This window comes from Cupriavidus sp. C1SS-2L (genome assembly GCF_057073735.1).
Genome location: NZ_CP172709.1, coordinates 1579558 through 1603419, shown reverse-complemented (window position 1 = coordinate 1603419; position 23862 = coordinate 1579558). Strand labels below are relative to the sequence as shown.

Below are 23862 nucleotides of genomic sequence, written 5' to 3'. Positions count from 1 at the left end.
TGCCGCAATCCTCAGGAAACCATCGCCGCCTTCCGGGCCTGTACTGCAGACATGCGCATTCCACCGATGAAGGCCGTCATCGCCTTCGAAAGCGTTGCACGAACCAAGAGCGTCAGCCGCGCGGCGGAAGAGCTGGGCCTGACGGCCTCCGCCGTAAGCCATCAGATCAGCAACCTGGAATCGGTGATCGGGCGACCGCTGTTCTTCCGACAGGGACGCGGACTGGTGCTGACGCCGGTGGGCGAACAGTACCTGCGCGAGGTGACTGGCGCGCTGGCCGACCTGAATCGTGCGACCGAACGCGCTTCGAGCCAGCCCGACGTGGAAATCCTCCGCGTGCATTCGAGTCCGAGCTTCGGGCTTATGTGGCTGCTGCCGCGGCTGGCGTCGTTCCAGGCCGAGCACGGCGACATCCGGCTGAACCTGTCGTGCTCGTATGAGGACATATCGTTCACGAGCGGCTTCTATGATGTCGACATCCGGCACGGCTACGCGCACTGGCGCGACCTCCAGGTCAAGACGCTGCGCAAGGAATTCATCGCGCCGCTGGCCTCCGCGGATTACCTGCGCCAGCACGGCATCCAGACGCCGCAAGACCTGCTCGGGCAGCGCCTGATCTGCTCCGAAACCCCGCTGGTTCAATGGCAGCAATGGTTCGCGCGGTTTGGCATCAACCATGTGCGCAAGACCTTCGACTTCTCGTTCGACCGGTCCTACATGTCGCTCGAAACTGCGGCGCTTGGCCTTGGCGTGGCCCTCGAAAGCACGCTGCTGGCTTCGGTGCTGCTGCGCAGCGGCCGGCTGGTGCCCGTGCTGGACCCGACCCACGCAGTGGAGGTCGGCGCGCATCACGTCGTCTATCCCGCGCAGAACGGCGACCTGCCCCGCGTCGCGCGGTTCCTTGCCTGGATCGACCGCGAACTGCTCGCCGACGACTTGTGACGGTACCGGCTCGGGCAGGTGCTCCAGTGCGCCTGATGAGCCACCTCCCATGCCCGCCGGATCAGCCGATAACTGAAAATTTCTCAGTCATAGTTGAGGCGGACCGCGTTGATCGGGCGCTCGCCGTCGCCCAAACTCGACCCATCATTTCAACAGTCAGGAGACAAGGAATGCTGGTCGAAAACAAAGTCATCATCGTCACTGGGGCCGCTTCCCCGCGCGGCATCGGCAAAGCCACTGCGCGCGCGCTGTCCGCGCAGGGCGCCAATGTCGTGATCCTCGACCTCAAGCTCGAAGAGGCCCAGTCTGCCGCCGCCGAACTCGGCCCGCGCCATCTCGGGCTGGCCTGCGACGTCACGGACAAGGCCGCCTGCGAGCGCGCCGCGCTGGCGGTGGTCGAACGCTTTGGCCGCATCGACGGCCTCGTGAATAACGCCGGCATCACGCAGCCGCTACGCACGCTCGACATCCAGGCGGCCAACTTCGACGCCGTGGTCGACGTCAACCTGCGCGGCACGCTGTACATGTCGCAGGCGGTGCTGCCACAGATGAAGGAGCAGAAGCGCGGCAGCATCGTCTGCATGTCCTCGGTGTCGGCGCAGCGCGGCGGCGGGATCTTCGGTGGCCCGCACTACAGCGCGGCCAAGGCGGGAGTGCTGGGCCTGGCGCGGGCCATGGCGCGCGAGTTCGGCGGCGACGGCATCCGCGTGAACTCGATCACGCCGGGGCTGATCCAGACCGACATCACCGGCGACAAGCTGACGGCGGACATGCGCGCCGACATCATCAAGGGCATTCCGCTGGGCCGCCTCGGCGATGCCGGCGATGTCGCCAACGCTTGCCTGTTCCTCGCGAGCGACTTGTCGAGCTACCTGACTGGCATCACGCTCGATGTCAACGGCGGCATGCTGATCCACTAAATTTCCATTGAAGCCGCCCACAGAGGCGGACCATCAGACGCCCGTGCAGCCGGAGACTTCCGGCGCACATGGCAGGAGACAACAATGAAGACCAAGTACGCCACTTCGCCCATCGCGGGCGAAGCGACGCCGCACGTCGATGCGGCCACGTTCGAGTCCAGCACCTACGCCAAGGTCGTTCGCCGGCTCATACCGTTCCTGATGCTGTGCTACCTCGGTGCGTATCTGGACCGGGTCAACGTCGGCTTCGCCAAGCTGCAGATGCTCAACGACCTGCACTTCAGCGAGACCATCTATGGCCTCGGGGCCGGCATCTTCTTCCTCGGCTACTTCATCTTCGAGGTTCCGAGCAACGTCATCCTGCACAAGGTCGGCGCCAAAAAATGGCTGGCCCGCATCATGCTGACCTGGGCAGTGATCTCCGCGAGCTTTGCCTTTGTCAGCACGCCCACGCAGTTCTACGTCCTGCGCTTCCTCCTCGGCGTCGCCGAGGCGGGCTTCGCCCCGGGCGTGATCCTGTACATGACGTACTGGTTCCCGTCCGAGCGGCGCGCCAAGGCACTGTCGATGTTCTTCATGGCGATTCCGCTGGCCGGCATCGTGGGCGGCCCGCTCTCGGGCTACATCCTGCACGCGTTCCACGGTACTGCAGGCATGGCTGGCTGGAAGTGGCTGTTCCTGATCGAGGCGCTGCCCTCGCTGGTACTCGGCGTCGCCATCCTGCTCTACCTCGACAACGGCATCCGCAGCGCGAAGTGGCTGACTGACGCCGAGAAGGCGCTGCTGGAGCGCAACATCGAAGGGGACAACGCACAGAAGCACGTGCACCTGTCGATCCGCGCGTTCCTGGCCGACCGGCGCCTGTGGCTGATGGCTGCAATCTACTTCTGCGTCGTGCTCGGGCAGTATGGGCTGACCTTCTGGCTGCCGACGATCATCCGCAAGTCCGGCGTGGCCGATCCGCTGTGGGTGGGCATCTTCACCGCGCTGCCCTATCTCTGCGCCATCGTCGCGCTGCCGCTGATCGGCGCGAGCGCGGACCGCCGCCGCGAGCGTCGCTTGCATCTGGCTCTGCCGATGCTGGTGTCGGCAGCGGGCTTCGCAACGCTGCCGATGCTGGGCGGCGTGGAAGCTTCGCTGCTGTGCCTGTGCGTGGCAGCAGCCGGCATCCTGGCCTCGTCCTCGCAGTTCTGGGCGCTGCCGACTGCGCTGCTGGGCGGCATGTCGGCGGCGGCAGGCATCGCGGCGGTCAACTGCGTCGCCAACCTGGCGGGATTCTTCTCGCCCGCCATCGTGGGTTGGCTCAACGACCTGACGGGCAAGTCGACCGCGGGCCTGCTTTTCATCTCGGCCACGGTGGTCGTGGGTGCACTGCTCGTCTTCCTCGTGCCGGCCAGATCGGTCAACCGCTGAGCCAGCCATGTACACAGGCTTTCCCTTCGCTCCGACTACCCAATCCACAGGAGACAACATGCATTACGCAACCAACGAGGTGGCCGTGCCCCTCGCCGAACGCGCCTACCGCATCCGGCGCAACGCCCTGCTGATGGGCGAAGTGCAGGGACAAGGCTACATTGGGCAGGCGCTCGATATCGCCGATGTCCTGGCCGTCGCCTACTTCGGCGCCATGCGCTACCGCGCGGAAGAGCCGGACTGGGAAGGGCGCGATCGCTTCCTGCTGTCCAACGGGCACTATGCGATCGCTTTGTACGCCGCGCTGCTCGAAGCCGGCATCCTGCCGATGGAGGAACTCGAAACGTATGGCAGCGACGACAGCCGCCTGCCCATGTCCGGCATGGCCAGCTACACGCCGGGCATGGAGATGTCCGGCGGCTCGCTGGGCCAGGGCCTGACCATTGCCGTGGGCCGCTGCCTCGGCCTCAAGCGCAAGGGATCGGATGCGTTCGTCTACACGCTGTTCTCCGACGGCGAACTCGATGAAGGCGCGATCTGGGAAGGCATCCAGTCGGCCAGCCACTGGAAGCTCGACAACCTGATCGGCATCGTCGACGTCAACAACCAGCAGGCCGATGGCCCGTCCAGCCAGATCATGGCGTTCGAGCCGCTGGTCGAAAAGCTGCAGGCCTTCGGCTGGTTCACGCAGCGCGTCGACGGCAACGACATCGACGCGGTCGCGGCGGCCTTCGATACCGCACGCAAGCATCCGGGCGAACAACCGCGCATGATCGTCTGCGACACGCGCATGGGTTGCGGCGTGCCGTTCCTCGAACAACGCGAAAAGAATCACTTCATCCGGGTCGATGCCCACGAATGGCAACTCGCCCTGCAGGCTCTGGAAGCCGGGAGACAAGCATGAGCAGCAACAATGGCAAGCCGAAGCTGAAGACCTCGGCAATGATCGCCTCGATCGCCGGTGAAGGACAGGCGACACGTTCGGCCCCGTTCGGCCACGCGCTGGTGGAACTCGCAAAGCAGAAGTCCAACGTGATCGGCATGACTGCCGACCTCGGCAAATACACCGACCTGCATATCCTGGCGCAGGCATTCCCCGAGCGCTACTACCAGATGGGCATGGCCGAGCAGCTGCTGATGGGCGCGGCCGCGGGCTTCGCGCATGAAGGCGCGCAACCGTTCGTGACCACGTACGCGGTGTTCGCCACGCGCCGTGCCTATGACTTCATGCACCAGACCATCGCCGAGGACAACCTCGACGTGAAGATCGTCTGCGCGCTGCCGGGCCTCACCACGGGCTACGGACCGAGCCATCAGGCCGCCGAGGACCTGGCGCTCATGCGCGCCATGCCCAACATGACGGTGATCGACCCGTGCGACGCCACCGACATCGAGCAGATGGTTCCCGCCATCGCGGCCCATGCGGGCCCGGTGTACGCGCGGTTACTGCGCGGCAATGTGCCGGTGGTACTCGACGAGTACGACTACAAGTTCGAGCTCGGCAAGGCAAAACTGCTGCGCGACGGCGCCGATGTGCTCGTGATCTCGTCGGGCATCATGACCATGCGGGCGCTTGAAGTGGCCAAGGCACTCGAGAAGGATCGCGTCGGCGTGGCGGTGCTGCATGTGCCGACGATCAAGCCGCTCGACACCGAGACCATCGTGCGCGAAGCCAGGCGTTCAGGCCGGCTGGTCGTGGTCGCGGAGAACCATACCGTGATCGGCGGCCTCGGCGAAGCCGTCGCGACCGCGCTGATGCAAGCGGGCGTGCATCCGCCGTTCCGTCAGGTGGCGCTGCCTGACCTGTTCCTCGATGCCGGCGCCCTGCCCACGCTGCATGACCGCTATGGCATCTCGACACAAGTCATGGCGGCAAACATCAAAGGCTGGCTGGTGTAACCGGCCGCATGGTGGCGCGCCGCACTCACGCGCGGCGCGCCACCATGCATGTCGCCGTGGCCGTCGCCACCAGCTTGCCGTCCTGGCTCAGTTCGCCCACCACGTTGCAGACATTGCGTCCCCGCCGCTCGAGCCGTGCGCGGCCCCGCAGCGGACCGGCCTGTGCCGGCCGCAGGAACGACAGATTCAGGTTCAGCGTCGAGCAGGACGCGCCGTCTTCGAGCGTCGCGGTGACGAGCATTGCCGTCACGTCGTCGAGCATCGCTCCGAGCATACCGCCCTGCACCTGGCCCACCGGATTGAGGAACGCGTCGGTCGCAACGTAGTCGGATTCAAGCGACCCCGCTTCCAGATCGACCGCGCGGATCACGCCGCCTAGCGTGCCGGCAACGGCCGGCACGGGCGCCTCGCCACGCAGCATGCGGGAAAAATAATTGTCTTGGCTCATTCAGTACATTCCCATCAGCGGCCGTTGAAACGCGGCGCGCGCTTTTCCCGCCAGGCCAGCGCACCCTCGCGCAGATCGTCGGAGGCATCGGCCGCGGCGATATCGCGGGCGAGTTCGACGGTATCGAGTTCACCGCGCGCAATGCGGTTCATGTGCTTCTTCATGCCGAGCAGTGCCAGCGGCGCCATGCCAGCCAACTCTGCACTCCACCGCTGCACTAGCGCGCGCAGCGCCTCGGGGTTGTCTTCCAGACGGTCTAGGTAACCACAGGCCAGCATCTCGGCCGCGTTGAACTTGTCAGCCATCAGCAGCACGCGCTTGGCCGTGGCCAGGCCAAGGCGAGTGACATAACGCTCCATGCCGCCGCGATAGAACAGCAGCCCCAGGCGCGCGGCTGGTACCGACATCTCGGTGGCGGCCGCGCCGAAGCGAAAATCACAAGCGAGCGCGAGATCCGTGGCCCCGCCGTACGCACCGCCATGCAGCACCGCGATGGTCACCGGCCGCGCGTGCTCCCATGCGTTGGCGAGTGCCTCGAAACGCTCGCCCACATCGGCACCGCCGAGCCGGCCGATGTTGAAGCCACTACAGAAATGACGGCCCTGTCCTTCGAGGCGCAGTACGCGAATCTGGCTGTCCGCGTTCACGGTCTCCAGATAACTGAGCAACAGGTCCAGGTCTTCCGGCTCCAGCCGGTTCGCCACCTCTGGGCGTCGCAGCGTGATGACGGCGACGTGACCATCGACGGTCAGTTCAGGCGCCTGTCCTTGCGAAGTCTCGCTCATGGCATCCGGCTCCGGTTCAGTGAAAGCCGTAGATCCGCATGGTGGTCTCGCCTGCCTCCACGCGCTTGAGAATGGCGGCTTCGGTCGCCTCGCGGTCCTGCGCCTTGCCGACGACCTCGGCTGCGCGCTTGCGCGGCACGACCACCACGCCGTCGCGGTCGCCCACGACCAGGTCGCCCGCTTCGACACGCGCGCCACCAATCAGCACCGGCGCATTGAGCCAGCCGATCGCGCCATAGTCCTTGCCCGTGCCACGGATGCACAGGCCGCGTGCGAATACCGGGAAACCAATCTCGTCAAGTAGCACGCCGTCGCGCACGCAGCCGTCTATGATGAGGCCGCCGAGTTGCTTCACCTTGGCCGCGGTGGTCATGATCTCGCCCCAGTAGCCATGGTCATACGCGCCGCTCACATGCACCACGAGTACGTCGCCGGGCTGCGCGATGTCGATGGCGCGGTGCAGCCACAGGTTATCGCCGCCCGGCGAATGGACCGTCAGCGCCGGGCCGCAGATGCGGAACTCCGGTGCGACGGGCTTGATGGCCGGCGACACCACGCCGATCTTGCCGCCCGCTTCATGCAGCGTGGCGGTGGGCAGCGCACGTGCGTCATTGATGATCCCGGCGCTTACGCGTTCAAAGTCGCGGATCGTGGTGCTGGTTGCGTCGTGTTCCGCCATGATCAGGCTCCCTTCGTCTGCAGCTGGTGATAGCGGAACTGGCGTCGCGCCTCGTCCAGGCGCATGCCGCCGCGCACGGCTTCGCGGATCGCGTTCTCGGCGTGTTCGATCTGTTCGGCGGTATCGAGTACTGCAGCCTCATGCTCACGTGGAATCACCACCACGCCGTCGGCATCGCCACGCAGGATGTCGCCGGGCTGCACGCGCGCATCGCCGATATTGACGACCACATTGGTCGCTTCGACCTGCACGCGGTCCTTGCCCGTGCGCATCCAGTGGTCCTTGCTGAACACCGGATAGCCGAGCTTGCGGCACAGCGCGACATCACGGCATACGCCGTCGATGACCGTACCGGCAATGCCGCGGCGGTGGGCGATCTCGGTGAGGATGTCGCCCCACACCGTGGCATTCTCGCGCCCGCCGTTGTCGAGTACGAGGATGCTGCCCGGCGGCACGTCGTCGATGTAGTCGCCGACAGTGCCCGGCGGATTCGACGCCGGGCCGTACAACAGGGTAAAGGCGCGGCCTGCCGTGGCAAAGCCCTCTCCGCGCGCCTTGATGCGGTAGCACTGCCCTGCAATGCCGTGCTTGTCCAGCGCGTCGCTCAGCGTGGCCGTGTCCAGCTTCGCGGCGCGCGCGACGTTGATATCTTGCTGCTCGCTCATCTCTCTCAACCCTTCAGCATATGTTCGTAGTTGCCGCCCATGACATCTCCGATGGGCGTGCCGCCCAGGATGGCCTTCGCCATCACGGCCTCCTTGCGCACGATCGCTTCAGCGGTCTCCAGCACACGCGCAATGTCGCGCGCGGCGATGAAGATCACCGCACTGCGGTCCGCGACGACGTAATCGCCCTCTTCCACCGTCACGTTGCCAATCTGCACCGGCACGTTTGTGCCTTGCTCCACCACGCGGCTGCGCGCGGTGAACGCGGTCAGTGCACGGCTGAACACCGGGAAGTCAAAATCGAGCGCTTCATCGATATCGCGCACCGGGCCATCGGCCACGACACCGGCGACGCCGCGCACCTTGGCGCCAAGCGACAGCAGTCCGCCCCAGCTGCCGGCCTCCACGCCGGTGCGCTGCTCGACGACGATGATGTTGTCCGGGCCCGCCTGTTCGATGGCCGTGCAGCCGAGATGCCGAGTCGGTCCCGGCGGCGGCGCGCCGGTGCCGAGCCTCACGGTGATGGCGCGGCCGGCAATGCGCCCGGCGCCGGAGCGCTGCGGCAAGCCCGTGACGGTGCCCGGCAATTGCAGCTTGTCGAGCGCGTCTGACACTGCGCAGCAGTCGAGCCGGCGCAGCCTTTGTACGTTAGATTCGGTTTCACTCATGGTCGTTGCGGGTTCGTTTCAGCAGTTCAGTCGAGGGTGCGCCAGGCAGCAAAGCACAGCCCGGTGCCGGTCATGGCGGGTGTGCGATAGCCCGGCACGTAGGAAGTCCATTCCAGATCGAGGTCGCGCACCGCTTCGACGGCGATCAGCCAGTTGCGGATCTCCGAGCTGCCGGCCTGCAGCTGGCGCGGATCGAGCGAGGCCAGGAAGGCGGTGTCCTTCCTGCGGATCGCGTCGATGATCGCGTTGTCCAGTTCGGCATCCACCACGAAGTGGCTCAGGCCGCCCGAGGCCAGTACGCCCACGCGCAGGTCTTCGGGATACGCGGCAATCAGTTCGCGCAGCGCGGCGCCAAGCTGGATGCACCGACGCGGCGTGGGCTGGTTCGGCGGGTCGAAAGTGTTGACGATGACCGGCACCACCGGCAGGTCCAACTCCTGCAGGTAGCGGCGATGGATGAACGAGAACGCATGGCCTTCGAACTGCCCGCGCTCGAGTCCGTCCATCGCGGCGATGTCGAAGTCGCGATCACACAGTTCGCGGATCATCCAGCGGCCCATGTCGGCGTTGACCGGATAGTCCCGATCTGCGTCAGGCTCCTGGCGCGCCATGCGGGCCTTCTTGTACCAGCCGTCGGACGGGCTTTCCTCGCGCTTCGCGTTGCGGATGGTGTCGCCGTAATAGATCGCAAAGGCCGGGTTGTTGGTCGTGCGGAACAGCTCGGTCTGGTCATCGCCGACCACCAGCAGCACGTCGAGCCGCGCGGCGCGGATGCGGTCGCGCAGTTCGTCCATGGCCGCCTCGGCCTGGTCGTAGCGCTCGCCCATGCGCTCGGGCGTCACCATGGATTCGGCATCGTCCGGCGCAATCGCGAGCAGCGCTTCGTAGGTGGTCGGGTTGCCCGCCCGGTCGAAGTAGTGCGGGTTCTTCGGGTCGACCTGGCGGAAGCCGTGTTGCCAGTCTTCACGCTGGCAAACCAGCATGATGCTGTGGGAAGAGCCAAAAGCGGCGACGAGTCTTGCCATGGGAATGTCCTTCGTTCAAACGATGTAGGCGGCGCGCAGTGCTTCGACCTGCCCGGCGCTATAGCCAAGCTCGCGCAGGATGTCGTCGGTGTTGGCGCCCTGCTCCGGCGCCGGCTGCGGCGGCAGATCGCGCGGATAGCGCGACAGGCGCATCGGCTGGCCGACCAGCGCGACATCGCCAAGCTCGGCGTGCTGCATCGGCCAGGCCACACCAAGGTGCTTCACCTGCGCGTCGGCGAATACCTGGTCGACACGATGGATAGGCCCGCACGGCACGCCGGCCTTGAGCAGCCGTTCGGTCCACTCGGCGGTGGTGCGCGTGCGTAGCGCGGCTTCGATGGCGGCATTGACCTTGTCGCGACTGCGCACGCGCTCAGGGTCGGAACCCATGCCAGGCTCGTCAATAAGGTGCGGCACGTCCAGTGCCTCGCACAGGCGCTTCCACATGGTCTGGCCGATCGCGGCGATGTTCAGGTAGCCGTCGCTCGTTGCAAACACGCCCGTAGGCACGGTCAGCGGATGCTCGTTGCCGGTCTGCTCCGGGATCTTTTTGTCCACGAGCCACTGCGCGGCCTGGAAGTCGAGCATCGCGATCTGGGCTTCGAGCAGTGACGTTTGCACCCACTGCCCTTCGCCCGATGCTTCGCGCTCGAGCAATGCAGTGAGGATGCCCATCGCGCAGAAGTGCCCGGCACACAGGTCCGCAAGCGGAATGCCGACGCGCATCGGGCCCTCGCCCGGCTTGCCGGTCACGCTCATCAGGCCGCCCATGCCCTGCGCGATGGAGTCAAACCCGGGCCAGCCCGCGTAGGGACCGTCCTGCCCGAAGCCGGATATGCTCGCGTAGACCAAGCGCGGATTGATCGCGCGCAGCGCATCCGGGCCGATGCCGAGCCGGTGCTTCACGTCAGGGCGGTAGTTCTCGATAAAGACATCGGCGCGGCTCACCAGCTCGTGGAGGATCTTCACGCCCTCCGGCGTCTTCATATTGAGCGTGAGACTTTCCTTGTTGCGGTGCAGGTTCTCGTAGTCCGCCCGGTTATGGTCGCGTCCGCCGATCATGTCGTCGCCACCCGGTGCGCCCGCCGGAATCTCGAGCTTGATCACGCGTGCGCCCATGTCTGCGAACAGCCTCACCGCGGTGGGGCCTGCGCGCACACGCGAAGCATCAAGAATGGTGAAGCGGGACAGGGGCCCCTTGCGCGCGACTTGTCTGATGTCTGCCATGGTCGTTGCCTCAGTGCATCATGCCGGGGTGAACATCGGAACCGCATGGCCGCCGTCGCTTGGCTTGAACACCACCCTGACGCGCTGGCCGATCTCGACTTCGCGCGGATCGCAGTCCACGAGATTGCTCATCATGGTCACGCCTTCGTCGAGCCGGATGTAGGCGAGCGTCCAGGCCGCCTCGCCTTTGCCCATGGTGCTGAACGAATAGATCGTGCCGAAGCCGCTGGCGTCGCGCCATTCGGTGCGGTCGGACTGGCAGTGCGGGCAGATGTCGCGCGGGTAGTAGTGCGGCGCGTGGCAGTCCAGGCAGACCTTCAGCAGCAGGCGCCCGGCATCAGCGGCATCCCAGAACGGCTGGCTTTCCGGCAGCGTGCGCGGCGCGGCGATCTTGCGCGGGACGGCGGGCGGCGCCTTGGCGGCGGCGGTGGCAGGCGTGGCAGGTGTGCTCATGTTGGTCATTCCCTTTCAAGAATCAGCGTGGCCGCGGTATGGCGGGACGCGAGCGCGCCGCCGATCCCGCTGGCAAGGGCCAGGTCGCAATTGCTGACCTGCACCGCGGGATGCGCCTCGCCGCGCAGCTGGCGCACGGCCTCGATCACCTTGGTGACGCCGCCGCGGTTGGCCGGATGGTTGTTGCACAGGCCGCCGCCATCGGTGTTGAACGGCAGGCGACCCACGCCGGAGATCAGTCCGCCGTCGGCGACGAACTTGCCGCCCTCGCCCTTCTTGCAGAAGCCCAGGTCTTCCAGCTGCATCAGCACGGTGATCGTGAAGCTGTCGTACAACGACGCGTATTTGATGTCGGCTGGGGTGACGCCCGCTTCCGCGAACGCAGCCGGGCCCGACCATGCAGCGGCCGACCAGGTCAGGTCGATATTGCCGCCCATTGCATGCTTGGGCGCTTCGCCGGTGCCGCGCACTTTCACGAGCGGGCGCTTGAGCTGCCGCGCGATCTCGGGTCGCGCGACGATCAGCGCGCCGCCACCGTCGCTCATCACGCAGCAGTCGAGCCGGTGCAGCGGGTCGGCCACCATCGGCGAGTTGACGACGTCTTCGACGGTCACCACATTGCGCAGCATCGCGTGCGGGTTGTGCTGGGCGTGATGGGACGCCGCCACCTTGATCCATGCGAGCTGTTCGCTGGTGGTGCCGAACTCGTACATATGGCGTTTCGCGACCATGCCGTAAAGGTTCTGCGTGGCCGGGCCGAATGGCAGTTCGAAGGCCACATCGGGCGCATCCGGGTCCGGCGCCCGCAGCGCCAACGCGGCGCCCGCCGCACGCGGCCGTCCGGCCAGCGTGATCAGCGCGACATTGCAGCGCCCCGCGGCAATGGCCTCGGCCGCATGCGCAACGTGCAGGATCGGCGCGGAGCCGCCGCATTCGGTGGAATCCACATGGCGCGGCTTCAGGCCCAGGTATTCGACGATCGTGGTCGTCCCCAGGCCCGGCGCGTCGCCGGCACAGAAGTAGCCGTCGACATCGGCGGCGGTGAGGCCGGCGTCGGCCAGCGCACCGCGCGCCACATCGGCATGCAGGCGCGCGACCGACAGGTCATCGGCTTTGCGCGTGGGATGCTCGTAGGCCCCCACGATATAGGCGGATCCGTTCAGGGTCATGATGAAAGGCAGGAACTAGGTGGAGATGGCTGGCGTTGCGCCCGGATTACTGGTCAGGGGTAAAGCCGCTGGCCTTGATGACGGGGCCCCAGTAGGCAAGTTCCTTGCGCTGCAGGCGATCCAGTTCAGCGGCGGGGCGGAAGTCGGGATGAAGCGTGGCGCGCTGCTGCAGCGTGGTGCGCACATCAGGCATGGCCAGTACCTTGCCCAGCGCCGCCTGCATGCGATCAAGCTCTGCCTTCGGCGTCCGTGCAGGTGCCCAGATGCCGGCCCAGGCTTCGCCGCTGTCGACGGCCACGCCCTGCTCGGTCGCGGTCGGCACGCCCGGCAGCAGCGGCGAGCGCGCCGCGCCGAATACGGCGAGAATTCGAACCTTGCCGCTCTTGGCGTGAGGCAGGATATCGCCGGCGGTCATCACGGCGGCAGCAAGCTGCCCGCCCAGCAGATCGGTGATGAGCGGGCCGTTGCCCTTGTAGGGCACGACATTCATCGGCACGCCGATCGCCTTGCCGAACTGCAGGCCGGTGAAGTGCGTCTGCCCGCCCAGGCCGGCGGTTCCGAACATGGCCTTGCCGGGATGCGCCTTCACCCACTCGACAAAGCCCTTCATGTCTGTGACGCCTGTCTGCGTGCTGACCACCAGCGCCAGCGGATACGAAATCACCACCGCGACCGGTGTCAGGTCGGTCAGCAGGTCGTACTTGAGCGTGGCCGGCGGATACAGCAGCGTCGGGAAGATCGCGGTCGCATTCGGCGCGACCATGTAGGTCAGTCCATCGGGAGCGCTGTGCTTGAGTATGCCGGTCGCCACGCGGCCACCGGCGCCGGGGCGGTTGTCGACGATCACGGTCTGCCCGAGTTCGCCTTGCAGCTTCTCGGCGAGCACGCGCGCGACGGTATCGGTCGAGCCGCCGGGCGGGAAGCCGACCAGGAACTTGATCGGCTGCTTTTCCTGCGCCTGCGCGCCGCAAGCGAACGCGAGCCCCAGCGCTAGCACGCCGCAGGCGGATCTGAAGGTACGGATGAGGGCCATGTCTTTGTCTCCTGTGTATTTCTTGTGTGATCCGGTCAGGCGCTGGTCAGGCCTGCCGGGCAAAACAAGCCAGGTGATGCCCGGCGTCGCCGAACAGCTGGTTGATGACCATGAGGCGCTTGGCGTAATGGCCAACGCGGCATTCGTCGGTCATGCCCATCGCGCCATGCATCTGGATGGCCCACTGGCCGACCTGCCGGCCCGCCTGCCCGACCATCACCTTGGCCGCCGACACCAGCCGGCGACGCTGCACCGGGTCGCCGTCGGCCAACGCCATGGCGGCCACGCAGGCCATCGACTTGCATTGTTCGAGCGCGATCAGCATGTCCGCCACGCGGTGCTGCAACACCTGAAACTTTGCCAGCGGCGTGCCAAACTGCTTGCGCGTCTTCAGTTGCTCGGCGGTCAGGTCGAGCAGTGCCTCCAGCGCGCCGACGGCTTCCGCGCACAGTGCGGCGTTGGCCCGGTCGGTGGCGGCGACGATGGCGGGCAGCGCGGCGGCGGGCTGACCGACTACCCCGTTTTCGTCCGCCCTGACTTCGCGCAACGTGAGGTGCGCCGCGCTGCGGCCATCGAGCGTGCCGAACTCGCGCACAGACAGTCCGGGCGCATCGGCCGGAACGAGAAACAGCGTCACGCCCTGTTCATCCGCGACATCGCCGGCGGTGCGTGCCGCCACGAGGAAGGCATCGGCTTGCGCGCCATCGAGCACCAGCGTCTTGGTTCCGTCGATGACCCAGCCCTCGCTGTCGCGGCGCGCCTGCGTGCTGACGCGAGACAGGTCATAGCGGGCATCGGCCTCGTTGATGGCCAGAGCCAGACGCGATTGCCCCGCTGCCAGTGCCGGCAGCCATTGCTGCCGTTGCGCGGGCGTGCCCGCCTGGTCGAGCAGTTGTCCGGCGAGCACCACGCTTGACAGCCACGCACCGCCGCCGAGCGCCCGGCCCAGTTCCTGGGCCACAAGCATCATTTCTGTCGGGCCCTGCTCGCTGCCGCCGACATCTGCCGAAAGCGGCAGGCCTAGCAGGCCCAGGTCGGCCATTGCGGTCCAGCGAGCGGCGGCCTCGCCTTCGGTCTCGGCATCGCCGCGCCGATGCGCCGGGTATTCGCCGTCGCAGAAGCGGCGCACCGCGTCGCGCAGCGCGATATGTTCGTCGTTAAGGGAAAAGTCCATGGTCTCGGTACGTTGTCAGGCGGCGAGGAAGGCCTTGCTGATCAGGTTGCGCTGCACTTCATTGACGCCGCCGTAGATCGACAGCTTGCGCGCGTCGAGGTAGTTCGCGGCGAGCGCCGACAGTTCGGGCGGGCTGGCAGGTTCGTCCAGTTCGCCGCGCAGCGCCGCTTCTTCGAACGGCACCGCCTGAGGGCCCGCGATTTCCACCAGCAGCTCATAGATGGCCTGGCGCAGTTCGGTGCCGCGCACCTTCAGCATCGACGCTTCCACCGCCGGGACGCGGCTCTGCTGGTTGGCGCTGAGCAGGCGCAGTGCGGTGAACTCGAGCGCCAGCAGTTCGATTTCGAATTGCGCAAGCCGTGACTGCAGCACCGGATCACCGTCCAGCCCCTGGCTGGCGGCCAGTTCGCGGGCCCGCTGCAATTGCTGCTTGCATGAGCCGATACCCGCGATGCCGGTGCGCTCATGGCCAAGCAGGTACTTGCCATAGGACCAGCCCTTGTGCAGTTCGCCGACGAGGTTCTCCACCGGCACGCGCACATTGTCGAGATAGCATTCGTTCAGGTCGGTGCCGCCTTCGAGCATGCGGATGGGCCGCACCTGCACGCCCGGCGTGTTCATGTCGATCAGCAGGAACGAGATGCCCTCCTGCGGCTTGGCCGCGTTCGGGTCCGTACGCACCAGCGCGAACATCATCGAGCACCAGTGCGCATACGAAGTCCACACCTTGTGGCCGTTGACGACGAAGTGCTTGCCGTCCGGCTCCAGCACCGCGGTGGTCCGCACCGCCGCCAGATCGGAACCCGCACCGGGTTCGGAGAAGCCCTGCGCCCACCACGTATTGCTCTGGCGGATATCGGGCAGGTACTTCGCCTTCTGCTCGGGCGTGCCGAATGCGATCAGCACCGGGCCCAGCATCTGGATGCCGCTGGCGATGATGCGCGGCGCGCCGCCGAGCATGGTTTCTTCGTCGAAGATATAGCGCTGCACGTGGTTCCAGCCCGGTCCGCCGTGCTCGACGGGCCAGCCCGGCGTGAGCCAGCCGCGCGCTTCGAGAATGCGGAACCACGTCACGTAGTCGGCGTGCTCCAGGCGCAGGCCCAGTTCGACCTTGCGCCGGATATCGGCGGGCAGGTTCGCCTTGACGAACGCACGCACCTCCTGGCGGAACGCCTCGTCGGCGGGGGAAAAAGTCAGCTTCATGATATATGCCGTGGGTTCAGGCCGGGTTTCAGACTTCCTGGGCGCAGACGACCAACGCGTCGAGCGCGAGCACGCGGTCGGGATAGGCCACGAGCGGATTGACGTCGATCTCGGTGATCGCGGGATTGGCCCGCATCTGCGCGCCGATCAGCGTCACGGCCCGCGCGATCGCCGCCACGTCGACCGCTGCCGCACCGCGGATGCCGCGCAGCAGCGACGCGGCTTTCAGCCGGCCCAGCTCCTGCACGACATCGGCTTCGGCAAGATCCGCCGGGATCAGCCGCACATCCTTGAGCGCCTCGATCCACACGCCGCCGAGGCCCACGAGCACGACCGGTCCCCAGCCGGCGTCACGCCTCGCGCCGACTACCAGCTCCAGCCCGCGCGGTCCCATGGCCTCGACCAGCACTCCATCCAGCGTCAGGCCCGGACGATGCGTGGCGATGTTCTGCTGCAGGCGATCCCAGCCCGCACGCAGCGCCGCTTCATCGGCCAGGCCGACGATCACGCCGCCAACATCGCTCTTGTGCGGCAGTTCGCTCGCCTGCGCCTTGATGACGACGGGGTAGCCGATGCGCGCGGCGATCGCGGTCGCATCATCGGCGCTCGTCGCCAGCGCGCCTTCGGGCACAGTCAGTCCCGCAGCAGCCAGCCATGCCTTGCCCTGGTATTCCGCGAACACCCCCGAAGGCGGAACGGTGCCGGGTAGCGGCACCGCCGCCGGAATGGATTGGGTCGCTCGGCCGGCGCGCTGAAGCGCCTCGCCATATGCGGAGACTCTTGCAAGCGCGCGCAGGGCACGGTCCGGCGAGCGAAAGAACGGTACGCCGCTGGCGCGGATCGCATCGACAAAGAACGGCTCGATCGGGCCGCTGTCGCCGGTCACGACCAGCACGGCCGGCTTGCCGGCGCGGGCGAGCGCCGGAACGATGTGCTCGGCCTTGTCGCGCTGGGCCACTTCGGGGCCCGCCGGAATGCTGAGAACGATGCTGCCCACGGCCGGATCGGACAGCATGGTCAGCAGGACCTCGCCGACCAGACCGGGCTGCCGTACACCGATGGTGGTGTAGTCGAGCGGGTTCTCGGCGACGGCATAGTCCGGCAGCATCGCCTTGAGGCTTGCCGTTGTCTGCGCACCGAGTGGCGGCAGCTCCAACCCCAGCCCGTCGCAGAAGTCCAGCGCGACGTTCTTCATCGCGCCGGACCCGGTCATAAAAGCCGGGCCGCCAGCAGGCGGCACCGGGAAACGCAGCAGGATGGCTGCAGCGTCGACAAGCTCGTCAGGGGTATCGACCAGTACCACGGCCTCGCGTGCCAGCGCCACACAAGCTGTGGCGTGGTCGCCAGCCAGTGCGCCGGTGTGGGACTGGGCCGCTTCGCGGGCGCGCTCGCTGCGGCCAGGCATCAGCATCACGATCGGTTTGCCGGCCTCGCGCGCCTTGCGCGCCAGCGCCAGGAACGTGCGCGGGCGGCGCACCTGTTCGGCGTACACGGCCAGCACGCGGGTCTGCGGGTCGTCAATGTAGTGCGCAACGAAATCCTCCGCGCCCAGCGATGCCTCATTTCCTGTGGAGACGACCGCGGTCAGCGGCAGGCCGCGGCCGACGAAGGCATCGCGCATATTGGCAGCCATCGCACCGCTCTGCGCCACCACGCCGATACCGGGCCGGCCGCTGCACGGATAGGGCTGCACCGCCTCGAAGGTCACGGGCACGTTGCCCTCGAAGTTCGTGAAGCCCATGCAGTTCGGTCCGAGCAGCAGCATGCCGGCGTCGCGCGCGGCGGCAGCGAGCTGGTCCTGCCGTTCGCGGCCCGCCTCACCGGTTTCTGCATAGCCGGACGCAAACAGGACCGCCGCACGGGTGCCCTTCGCGGCCAGACTGCGCACGGCGTCCAGCACGCCCGCCTCAGGAATCGCCAGCACGGCCAGGTCGATGCCGGCCGGCACTTCATCGACCGACTTCACGCAGGCGCGGCCATTGATTTCGGTGCTGCTGCGACTGACCAGATGAATAGCGCCGGCGTAGCCGAAGCGCTCCAGGTTCGCCAGCACGAAGCCGCCAAACGAGCGCGGGTCCGCCGAAGCGCCGACGATGGCCACGGAAGCCGGGCGGAGGACGCAGGTCACGTCAGCCACTGCGGGTTCTGCCGCCGGTTCGGGCTGTCCGGCCTGCGTGCCGGAAATGTCAGAGGTCTTCATGGGTGGTCTCTTCCAGGAAAGGGCGTTTGTCTCGTGTTTGACGAATTCTGGCATACCAGTAATGCAGTTTCAATACACCAGAAAACGAATTTTCTTGAAATTGGTAGGGAGTTTCCCCTAGCCGGACAGCGCTATTCGCTGGACTGGTTGCCACGCGTGCGGCCAAAAGATCACTGCGCTGAGGCTTTCCTCGCACTTCGCGGCGCGAACCACTGAAAGCCGGAAATCCCCGCCAATAAAGGAATTCCGGGAAATTTCCCTCGCCAAACCGGGCTTCCTTTTCTCTCAGCATAGAAGACGAATGCGCAGAAATCGCGAGCCGGCCCAGCGCGATCCTTTTCCGCCTTCTTTGCATACCAGTATTTTTTTGTTGTATATTTTCGATCAACAAAGAGACGCTTGACCGCGTCGAACCGTATGCAACCGACCGACCACACTTTGAATCCACCACGCTTCGCCGGGCGCCACAGCCGGGCCGAGGACATCCGCGCCACGCTGGAGGCCGAAATCGAGGCCGGCCTGCTGTGCCCCGGCGCGCCGCTCGACGAGCGCGAACTGGCCCTGCGCTTTGGCGTATCGCGCACACCGGTGCGGGAAGCCTTGCAGCAACTGGCCGCGCACGAACTGGTCAGCATCGCGCCGCGGCAGGGCGCTGCGGTCGCGCGTCTGTCGGTGGGCAAGGTGCGGGCGATGCTCGAATACGTGGGGGAACTGGAATCGCTGGCCGCGCGGCTGGCGGCACGCCGCGGCGACGAAGCGCTGCACGCCGCGCTCGATGCGGGCCTGTCGCTGGGACGCCGCGTTGCGGCGACGCCGGGCGCCGCGGGCTATGCCGCCGCGAACGCGGCGTTCCACGAAGCCATCTACCAGGGCTGTCGCAATGAAATCCTCGCCGGGCATATCCGCGCGGCGCGGCGCTGCCTGCAGCGTTACCGCATGCGCGACTTTGCCACCGGCCAGCAGGTTGCGAAGTCGCTGGAAGAACACCAGCGCATTGCCGACGCCATCCGCGCCGGCGACGAACAGCAGGCGGCGGCGGCCATGACGCTGCATGTGCCAGCGGGCACCACGGGCTTCGCGGAATTTCTGGCGACCGTGCCGACCCATTTCTTCGACGGCGGCCATGCCGCTGCTTCCTGACCTTGCATCCCGGAACCCGTTACCTCAGGCATCCCATGACCAGACCTCTCCGTTCGATCGACGTGCCCGGCCTTGCGCACAACGCCCCCATTCCCACCGGCGCGCGCGTGGGCAATGTCATCTGCACCTCCGCCATCTCGGGCAAAGACGCAGCCACCGGCGAACTGCCGTCCGGTGCCAACGCGCAGGCCTCGCACGCGTTCCGCAATCTCGCGAGCGTGCTTGCAGCGGGCGGCGGCAGCGTGGCGGACGTGGTCAAGCTGACCATCTACGTGAAGGACAACAGCGTGCGCGACGCCATCAACACCGAATGGCTGCAGTGCTTCCCGAACCCTGAAGACCGCCCCGCGCGGCACATCGTCGTGCATGACCTGCAGCACGGCATGCTTCTGCAACTCGAATGCCTGGCCGTCCTGGCCGGCGCCAACCAAGGCTGAACACCATGATCATCGATTCCCACGCCCACGTCGTCATGCCCCCGGAAAGCTTCCGCTACATGGCGGAACTGATCGGCGGCCGCGCCAATCCGTCGACCACGCCGAAGATTCCGGACGCTTCGGTGCGCAAGGCAGCGGAAGAGCTGGTGCGCAGCATGGATGCCGTCGGCACCGACGTGCAGTTCATCTCGCCGCGCCCCTACCTGCAGATGCATTCGGTCAAGCCGGGCCGCGTGACCGAACTGTGGTCGCGCCACTGCAACGACATCATCGCGCGCTTCGTCGCGATGTTTCCGGACCGCTTCCGCGGCGTGGCCGGGCTGCCGCAGCACATGCTGGAATCGCCGGCCGAGCGCGCGGTGCCTGAACTTGAGCGCTGCGTGAATGAACTGGGCTTTGTCGGCTGCCTGATCAATCCGGACCCCACCGAGAGCGAAGGCCCCACGCCGCCGGGGCTTGGCGATCCGTTCTGGTATCCGCTGTACGAGGCCATGACGCGCCTCGATGTGCCGGGCCTGATCCACTCCGCCGGCAGCTGCAGCGCGCGCGAGTCGTACACGCTCAAGTTCATCAACGAGGAAAGCATCGCCGTGATCTCGCTGCTTAACTCCAAGGTGTTCCAGGAATTCCCGAACCTGAAGATCGTCGTCGCGCACGGCGGCGGCGCGATTCCCTACCAGATGGGCCGCTTCCGCTCGTGGTCGGTGCGCAAGGGCGAGACCGTCACGTTCGACGAGCAACTGCGCAAGCTCTACTTCGACACCTGCAACTACTCGACCGAGGCGATCGACCTGCTGCTCAAGGTCGCCGGCACCGACAACGTGCTGTTCGGCACCGAGAAGCCCGGCACCGGCAGCGCGCGCGATCCGCTGACGGACCGCGACTACGACGACATGAAGCCCGTGATCGAGGGCATCTCGTGGCTCACGGACGAACAGCGCAAGAACATCTTCGAATGCAACTGCCGGCGCCTGTATTCGCGCGCCTTCCGCACCGACGAGGAGTGCTGACATGCCGATGACCCGCGAAGACAATGAGCTGCTCACGCGCGTCGAGAACGGCGCGCCGATGGGCGAGATGATTCGGCAGCATTACTGGCTGCCGGCCGTGCCATCGGCCAAGCTGGTGGCTGACGGTGCGCCCGTACGCGTGCGCCTGCTCGGCAGCAACTACGTCGCGTTCCGCCGTACCGACGGTGCAGTGGGCGTGCTGGATGAGTTGTGCCCGCACCGCAAGACCTCGCTGCTGATGGCGCGCAACGAGGACAACGGCCTGCGTTGCATCTTCCACGGCTGGAAGCTCGGCACCACCGGCGAAGTCATGGAAGCACCGAACCATGTCGGCGACCAGGCCCAGTTCTGCAAGCACGTGCGCGTGAACCGCTACGGCGTGCAGGAGCGCGGCGGCATCGTTTGGGTGTGGCTCGGCAAGGGCGAACAGGCACCGAAGTTCCCGGACCTGCCGTTCACGTCGCTGCCCGAAGAGCAGCGTTCGGTCACGAGCCAGGAAGTGCCGACCAACTGGGTGCAGGGCGTGGAAGCGTCGATGGATTCGTCGCACGTCGGCGTGCTGCATGAATCGACCACGCAGATCACCGCAGGCTCGGGCAACCAGCGCATGCACATGACCCAGGCACTGGCGCCGCGCCTGGAATTCGAAGACCGCCCTTACGGCTACCGCTATGCCGCGCTGCGCCCGCTGGCCGACGACAAGCTGTACGCACGCGTCAACAACTTCGTGATGCCGTGGTACGGCATCATCTGCGCGCCCGATGAAAAGGGCCCGAGCACAGTGTTCTTCTCCACGCCCGTGGATGACGTCACGCACCGCGCCTGGTTCGTGCATTTCAACCCGCACCGCCCGCTCGGCATGACCATCATGTCGGCCACGCCCGATGTGTGGAACTTCCCTCCACTGCCGCCGGGCACGCCTGCCGACAACTGGGGCCAGAACCGCGACCTGATGCGCCGCGGCCATGCCACTGGCTTTCCGCAGCACCTGGGCACCGAGGACTTTGCCATGTTCATCGGCCAGGGCCCGATTGCCGACCGTACCACCGAGCAACTCTGCTCCGCCGACGGCGCGGTGCTGCGCGTGCGCCAGGCGCTGCTGAAGTCGGTGCGCGAGTTCCAGGCCGGCAAGACGCCAACGCTCGCCGACAACCCGGACCTCGACTACAGCCAGATCTTTTCGGTCGGCGGCGTGCTGCCCGCCGGCGAGGACTGGCGCGCGCTGACGAAGGCCGCATAAGCCGGCCCGCAAAGACTGACAAGAAGACGGAGACAACCATGACCAGCCCCCGCTTCCGCTCGCGCCGCAGCCTGTTGCTGGCGGCGTGCGCGGGCCTCGCCGCACCCGCGGTATCGCTCGCGCAGCTGCGTGGCAAGCCGCCGATCCGGATTCTGGTAGGCCTGCCGCCCGGCGGCGGTACCGATGCCATCGCGCGCTACTTTTCGGATTCGCTGCCGGCGCTGCTGGGCCAGCCGGTGATCGTGGAAAACCATGTCGGCGCGGGCGGCCGGCTCGCAGCAGATGTGCTGAAGTCCGCCGAGCCCGATGGTCTCACCTACATGATCGCGCCTAACGCCACGCCCACGTTCCAGACGCTGGTGTTCGGCAAGCAGCTCAAGTGGGACCTGTGGCGCGATTTCGCGCCCGTGGCTGCATTGGTGTCCTACCCGACCGGTATGGCCGCGGGCGCGACGACCGGCGTGTCCACGGCAAACGCGTTCGTGCAGTGGGCGCGCACCCATTCGCAGGAAGCGAGCTTCGGCACGCCGGGCCTTGGCGGCCAGAACCATTTTCTGGGCCTGCAGTTCGCCAAGACGGCTGGCATTTCTCTGTCGGTCACGCCTTACAAAGGCACGCCGCCGATGATCACCGACCTGCTGGGCGGCCATATCCCCTCGGCCGTCACGCTGCTGCAGGACCTGCTGCGCCACCACCGCGCGGGCAAGGTACGCCTGCTCGGCATCTTCAGCGACAAGCGTTCGCCGCTTGCACCGGACATCCCGACCATGGCCGAACAAGGCATTCCAGTGCGCTCCGGCGATGCGTGGACCGCCATGTGGGCACCGGTGCGCACGCCGCCGGCCGAGATCGCGCGCGTGCAGGCAGCGCTGAAGACCATCCTGTCCGCACCGCAGGCCAGGCAATCGCTGATGAGCCAGCTGTCGGTGGTACCCGACTACCTCGACGGCGAACAGATGGCGCGCCGCCAGCGCGCCGAACTGGAAGCGTGGGGACCGATCATCCGCGCCTCGGGTTTCCGCGCGGAACTGTAGAAGCCGGGACCACAAGACCCTTCGCGGCCATGCCTGCCGTCAGCCCCTGCAGGCTGCATGGGCCTGACCGTGCCTGCTTCGACCGGAGACATCATGAGCAATACCGATACCCTGCAAGTCCGGGTCAAGTCCATCAGCTGGGAAGCCGACGGCATCCTGGCTTTCGAGCTGCGGCCGGAGCCGCCGTTGCGTGCCCTGCCCGCGTTTGCGGCGGGCGCGCATATCGACCTGCATCTGCCGAACGGCCTGATTCGCAGCTATTCGCTGCTGAACGCGCAGTGCGAGCCGCACCGCTACGTGATTGGCGTCAACCGCGACGCGCAGAGCCGCGGTGGCTCGCGCTATCTGCACGAGACGCTGCGCCCCGGCGACGTGCTGACCATCAGCCCGCCGCGCAACAACTTCCCGCTCGACGATTCGGCATCGCTGGCGGTGCTGGTGGCCGGCGGCATCGGCATCACGCCGATCCTCGGCATGATTCATCGGCTACGCGAACTGGGCCGGCCGTGGCGCCTGCACTATGCCGCACGCACACGCAAGCAGGCAGCATTTGTCGAGACGCTGGAGGCCATGGGCATGGAGCCCGGTGGCGAAGTCCGGCTGACCTTCGACCGCGAAGCCGGCGCTGACCGCCTCGACGTCACGGCCATCGCCGCGAGCCTGCCTGAAGGCGCGCACATCTACTGCTGCGGGCCGGTGCCGATGCTCGAGGCCTTCGAGCAGGCCACCGCATCGCTGCCGCCCGGGCGCGTGCATCGCGAGTACTTCGCCGCACGCGAGTCCGCCGCGACCGACGGCGGCTTCACCGTGGAACTTGCGCGCAGCGGCCGCAGCATCGAGATTCAGCCGGGCCGGACCATCCTGGAATGCCTGATCGCCGAAGGTGTCGAGCCCATGTATTCGTGCCAGGAGGGCGTGTGCGGAACCTGCGAGGTGCGTGTGCTGGACGGTGAGCCCGATCACCGCGACCTCGTGCTGAACGCTGAAGAACGCGCCGCCAACAACCGGATGATGGTGTGCTGCTCCGGCGCGAAGACCCGCAAGCTGGTGCTGGACCTGTAGCCGCACCGTCGAACCACGTAATGAACAAGGAGCATG

At 66.7% G+C, this 23862-nt stretch carries 25 protein-coding genes; 11 read left to right on the top strand and 14 right to left on the bottom strand.

The annotated features are described in order from the left end of the window. Positions 1 to 51 precede the first annotated feature (51 nt). The 5 genes from ACIGJG_RS25040 (at position 52) to ACIGJG_RS25020 (ending at position 5174) form a co-directional block, all read left to right on the top strand. Complete coding sequence (locus tag ACIGJG_RS25040) at positions 52 to 942, top strand: LysR substrate-binding domain-containing protein (protein ID WP_011300888.1); 891 nt, start codon at positions 52 to 54, stop codon at positions 940 to 942. A 170-nt stretch (positions 943 to 1112) separates the two neighbouring features. After that, positions 1113 to 1862 carry an SDR family NAD(P)-dependent oxidoreductase gene (locus ACIGJG_RS25035; RefSeq protein WP_483673159.1) on the top strand — a complete coding sequence of 250 codons (750 nt, stop codon included), beginning with the start codon at positions 1113 to 1115 and terminating at the stop codon, positions 1860 to 1862. An 84-nt stretch (positions 1863 to 1946) separates the two neighbouring features. After that, positions 1947 to 3275, top strand: a complete 1329-nt coding sequence (locus ACIGJG_RS25030; RefSeq protein ID WP_483673157.1) for an MFS transporter — start codon at positions 1947 to 1949, stop codon at positions 3273 to 3275. Positions 3276 to 3333: 58 nt separating this feature from the next. Continuing rightward, positions 3334 to 4179 carry a transketolase gene (locus tag ACIGJG_RS25025; protein WP_011300891.1) on the top strand — a complete coding sequence of 282 codons (846 nt, stop codon included), beginning with the start codon at positions 3334 to 3336 and terminating at the stop codon, positions 4177 to 4179. Further along, positions 4176 to 5174: a transketolase family protein gene (locus tag ACIGJG_RS25020; protein WP_011300892.1), complete on the top strand. Its 999-nt coding sequence runs from the start codon at positions 4176 to 4178 to the stop codon at positions 5172 to 5174. The genes ACIGJG_RS25025 and ACIGJG_RS25020 overlap by 4 nt, the downstream gene beginning before the upstream one ends. A 25-nt stretch (positions 5175 to 5199) precedes the next feature. On the opposite strand, the gene ACIGJG_RS25015 is transcribed toward ACIGJG_RS25020, so the two are convergent. The 14 genes from ACIGJG_RS25015 to ACIGJG_RS24950 are packed head-to-tail and all read right to left on the bottom strand — an operon-like array spanning position 5200 to position 18294. After that, positions 5200 to 5622 carry a PaaI family thioesterase gene (locus ACIGJG_RS25015; protein WP_140948747.1) on the bottom strand — a complete coding sequence of 141 codons (423 nt, stop codon included), beginning with the start codon at positions 5620 to 5622 and terminating at the stop codon, positions 5200 to 5202. A 14-nt stretch (positions 5623 to 5636) separates the two neighbouring features. Beyond that, complete coding sequence (locus ACIGJG_RS25010) at positions 5637 to 6407, bottom strand: enoyl-CoA hydratase/isomerase family protein (RefSeq protein ID WP_483673156.1); 771 nt, start codon at positions 6405 to 6407, stop codon at positions 5637 to 5639. A gap of 16 nt (positions 6408 to 6423) precedes the next feature. Continuing rightward, positions 6424 to 7086, bottom strand: a complete 663-nt coding sequence (locus ACIGJG_RS25005; RefSeq protein ID WP_011300895.1) for a 4-carboxy-4-hydroxy-2-oxoadipate aldolase/oxaloacetate decarboxylase — start codon at positions 7084 to 7086, stop codon at positions 6424 to 6426. Between the two features lie 2 nt (positions 7087 to 7088). After that, the gene (locus ACIGJG_RS25000; RefSeq protein WP_011300896.1) at positions 7089 to 7751 is read right to left on the bottom strand and encodes an RraA family protein; all 663 of its coding nucleotides are present in this window, start codon (positions 7749 to 7751) and stop codon (positions 7089 to 7091) included. 5 nt (positions 7752 to 7756) lie between these two features. Continuing rightward, positions 7757 to 8419, bottom strand: a complete 663-nt coding sequence (locus tag ACIGJG_RS24995) for an RraA family protein (RefSeq protein WP_483673154.1) — start codon at positions 8417 to 8419, stop codon at positions 7757 to 7759. A gap of 26 nt (positions 8420 to 8445) precedes the next feature. Further along, positions 8446 to 9444 carry a DODA-type extradiol aromatic ring-opening family dioxygenase gene (locus ACIGJG_RS24990; RefSeq protein ID WP_483673153.1) on the bottom strand — a complete coding sequence of 333 codons (999 nt, stop codon included), beginning with the start codon at positions 9442 to 9444 and terminating at the stop codon, positions 8446 to 8448. A 15-nt stretch (positions 9445 to 9459) separates the two neighbouring features. Further along, positions 9460 to 10671, bottom strand: a complete 1212-nt coding sequence (locus tag ACIGJG_RS24985) for a CaiB/BaiF CoA transferase family protein (RefSeq protein WP_483673152.1) — start codon at positions 10669 to 10671, stop codon at positions 9460 to 9462. 18 nt (positions 10672 to 10689) lie between these two features. Beyond that, positions 10690 to 11124, bottom strand: coding sequence for a Zn-ribbon domain-containing OB-fold protein (locus tag ACIGJG_RS24980; protein WP_373460796.1), 435 nt, complete (start codon positions 11122 to 11124; stop codon positions 10690 to 10692). 5 nt (positions 11125 to 11129) lie between these two features. Beyond that, positions 11130 to 12293 (bottom strand): thiolase domain-containing protein, encoded by a 1164-nt coding sequence (locus ACIGJG_RS24975; RefSeq protein WP_140948750.1) that lies wholly within the window; start codon positions 12291 to 12293, stop codon positions 11130 to 11132. A gap of 46 nt (positions 12294 to 12339) precedes the next feature. Next, on the bottom strand, positions 12340 to 13326 hold the full coding sequence (locus ACIGJG_RS24970) for a Bug family tripartite tricarboxylate transporter substrate binding protein (protein ID WP_483673151.1): 987 nt from the start codon (positions 13324 to 13326) through the stop codon (positions 12340 to 12342). A gap of 46 nt (positions 13327 to 13372) precedes the next feature. Then, on the bottom strand, positions 13373 to 14500 hold the full coding sequence (locus tag ACIGJG_RS24965) for an acyl-CoA dehydrogenase family protein (RefSeq protein ID WP_483673150.1): 1128 nt from the start codon (positions 14498 to 14500) through the stop codon (positions 13373 to 13375). A gap of 15 nt (positions 14501 to 14515) precedes the next feature. Beyond that, positions 14516 to 15703 (bottom strand): acyl-CoA dehydrogenase family protein, encoded by a 1188-nt coding sequence (locus ACIGJG_RS24960; RefSeq protein WP_140948751.1) that lies wholly within the window; start codon positions 15701 to 15703, stop codon positions 14516 to 14518. A gap of 28 nt (positions 15704 to 15731) precedes the next feature. Further along, the gene (locus ACIGJG_RS24955; RefSeq protein WP_041680260.1) at positions 15732 to 17903 is read right to left on the bottom strand and encodes an acetate--CoA ligase family protein; all 2172 of its coding nucleotides are present in this window, start codon (positions 17901 to 17903) and stop codon (positions 15732 to 15734) included. Continuing rightward, the gene (locus tag ACIGJG_RS24950; RefSeq protein WP_483673149.1) at positions 17890 to 18294 is read right to left on the bottom strand and encodes a hypothetical protein; all 405 of its coding nucleotides are present in this window, start codon (positions 18292 to 18294) and stop codon (positions 17890 to 17892) included. Before ACIGJG_RS24950 ends, ACIGJG_RS24955 begins: the two co-directional genes overlap by 14 nt. 26 nt (positions 18295 to 18320) lie before the next feature. Between ACIGJG_RS24950 and ACIGJG_RS24945 the strand changes: the two genes are divergently transcribed. The 6 genes from ACIGJG_RS24945 to ACIGJG_RS24920 all read left to right on the top strand — a co-directional run bounded on the left by ACIGJG_RS24945 (position 18321) and on the right by ACIGJG_RS24920 (position 23826). After that, positions 18321 to 19043: a GntR family transcriptional regulator gene (locus ACIGJG_RS24945; RefSeq protein WP_011300906.1), complete on the top strand. Its 723-nt coding sequence runs from the start codon at positions 18321 to 18323 to the stop codon at positions 19041 to 19043. Positions 19044 to 19078: 35 nt separating this feature from the next. Continuing rightward, the gene (locus ACIGJG_RS24940) at positions 19079 to 19480 is read left to right on the top strand and encodes a RidA family protein (protein ID WP_011300907.1); all 402 of its coding nucleotides are present in this window, start codon (positions 19079 to 19081) and stop codon (positions 19478 to 19480) included. Positions 19481 to 19485: 5 nt separating this feature from the next. Then, positions 19486 to 20490, top strand: coding sequence for an amidohydrolase family protein (locus ACIGJG_RS24935; RefSeq protein ID WP_220630140.1), 1005 nt, complete (start codon positions 19486 to 19488; stop codon positions 20488 to 20490). A 1-nt stretch (position 20491) separates the two neighbouring features. Then, positions 20492 to 21730, top strand: a complete 1239-nt coding sequence (locus ACIGJG_RS24930; protein ID WP_011300909.1) for a Rieske 2Fe-2S domain-containing protein — start codon at positions 20492 to 20494, stop codon at positions 21728 to 21730. 38 nt (positions 21731 to 21768) lie between these two features. Beyond that, on the top strand, positions 21769 to 22764 hold the full coding sequence (locus ACIGJG_RS24925) for a tripartite tricarboxylate transporter substrate-binding protein (RefSeq protein WP_011300910.1): 996 nt from the start codon (positions 21769 to 21771) through the stop codon (positions 22762 to 22764). A 93-nt stretch (positions 22765 to 22857) separates the two neighbouring features. Beyond that, complete coding sequence (locus tag ACIGJG_RS24920) at positions 22858 to 23826, top strand: PDR/VanB family oxidoreductase (RefSeq protein ID WP_011300911.1); 969 nt, start codon at positions 22858 to 22860, stop codon at positions 23824 to 23826. Positions 23827 to 23862: the final 36 nt, after the last annotated feature.